Origin of the sequence: Pseudomonas sp. B5(2017) (assembly GCF_002112825.1) — a bacterium.
Classification (GTDB): domain Bacteria; phylum Pseudomonadota; class Gammaproteobacteria; order Pseudomonadales; family Pseudomonadaceae; genus Aquipseudomonas; species Aquipseudomonas putida_Z.
In genome coordinates this window covers 1-1625 of the sequence record NZ_NEIR01000036.1, presented here as the reverse complement: position 1 = coordinate 1625, position 1625 = coordinate 1, and the positions used below count along the sequence as shown (strand labels likewise).

General features: G+C 63.2%; 1 protein-coding gene. It reads left to right on the top strand.

Features of this window, described 5'->3' with window-relative positions; translation table 11 throughout:
* A partial coding sequence (locus CAG00_RS27330) for a T6SS effector BTH_I2691 family protein (RefSeq protein WP_305880060.1) occupies window positions 1-1625 on the top strand: 1625 nt, incomplete at both ends.

The window sequence follows — 1625 nt, the reverse complement described above, 5'->3', positions numbered from 1 at the left end:
ATGAGCATCAGCAAAGCCATCCACATCGCCATGCAGGAAGAGATCCCCAACACCTACGGCACCTGTAATGCCTGCGAACGCTCCGGCCTGCCGATTCTGCTGCTGCGCGAGGCCTACGCCCCGCGCCCGGATACGGGGCGCCCCTATCGCCTGGCAGATGATAGCGAAATCATTTTCCACCCGATGCACACCGACCAGTTGCGCCTCCTGCGCCAGGGTTATGTCTACGTACTGCTCGACCAGGAAATCTGGCAGGCCTACGAGGTAGCGGCGGAAGGTACCTTGCAGCGCTTTCCGGTATCGCAGATGCCCTTCGGGCCACCCAGGTCGTTACCCAAGGTATGCGCCACCGAAGGCCACGATGTGATCGCCTCGTTCATCAACATCGATACCCTGCTCTACCGCAAGGCCTGGATCGCCTTCGCCAACGACCCCTGGCCCCGTGCGGTACTCGACCGCTATCGGCAAGGCATCGCCGACAGTGACCCGGGCACCCTCGCCCGCTTCGTCGAAGTGGACCTGCACACCGCACGCAACGACCCTGCCAGCCTCGGCATCGCCATGACCGACAGCTTCCGCTTCGGCCTGGAACAGGTGCTGGAGTTCTCGACCTTTTCCTCTGCCAGGTTTACCAGCGCTCATGGCTTTTACAGCCGCCTGGGCCGCTGGCATGAAACCCGCACGCATGTGCGCAATGTCATCCAGCAGGAACAACTGCCCAATGGCCTGCTGGCGCTGACGCTGCCCGACCCGGTCGGCATGGTCATGGAGCTCAACGCGCAACGCACTGGCTGGGTGCAAGCCCTGCAGGAATGGCGGGCGCAGCCGCAGCGGCACTTCGAGTACTTCACCTCGCAAGCACTACTGGGCATCCGCGAACTGCACGCTGCCATGGCGGCCGTGCAGGGTGCCGAGGACGCGCAGCGGGAAGCCCGGCAGGTCGAGCAGTGGAACGACAGCCCGATCGCGGCCAAGGCGTATCTGCCGCCGGTGGACATCGACGCGCAGACCGAACGCAACACCGCGCGCAAACAGCAGGACGCCCGCGAGCGGCTGGAAGAGCGTTACGACGAAAGCGCCCGCGCCGCGTTCCAGGCCGATTACGACCGCGAACTGAAAAACTGGCAGTCGATGATCGACCAGGTTGGCAATCTGTATGCGCGGCACTATGCCAAGCGGGCGTTTCAGCAGATCGGCTACTACGACTATGACGCGACCTCCCCCGTTTCGGTGGAGTACTTCATCCAGATGATGGCCGCCTGCCTGGCCGGCGGGCCCACTGAAACCCTGCCGCAGGAGGGTCAGCCACTCGGGATCACCCAGCATATCTGGCAGCAGCTGCTGGAAGACGACCGCAGCCTGCTTTACCAGGCACTACTGGCCAAGAACCAGAAGCTGATGCAGCAGGTGGCCAACGCGCTGTCCGGGGACGACTTCGGCAAGGTGTACGACATCATCAAGGGCATCGTCGGTACTGCAGACGGCCAACTGCTGATGATCAAGCCGATACAGGATGCCGTTGGCCAGTTGCTGGCCGCGACCAACAGCGCAGGGAATGCGCTCAGCCAGCACCTGAGTGAACGGACCAAGACCCTGATCGGCCATGTGCATCGCTCGGCGTTTGC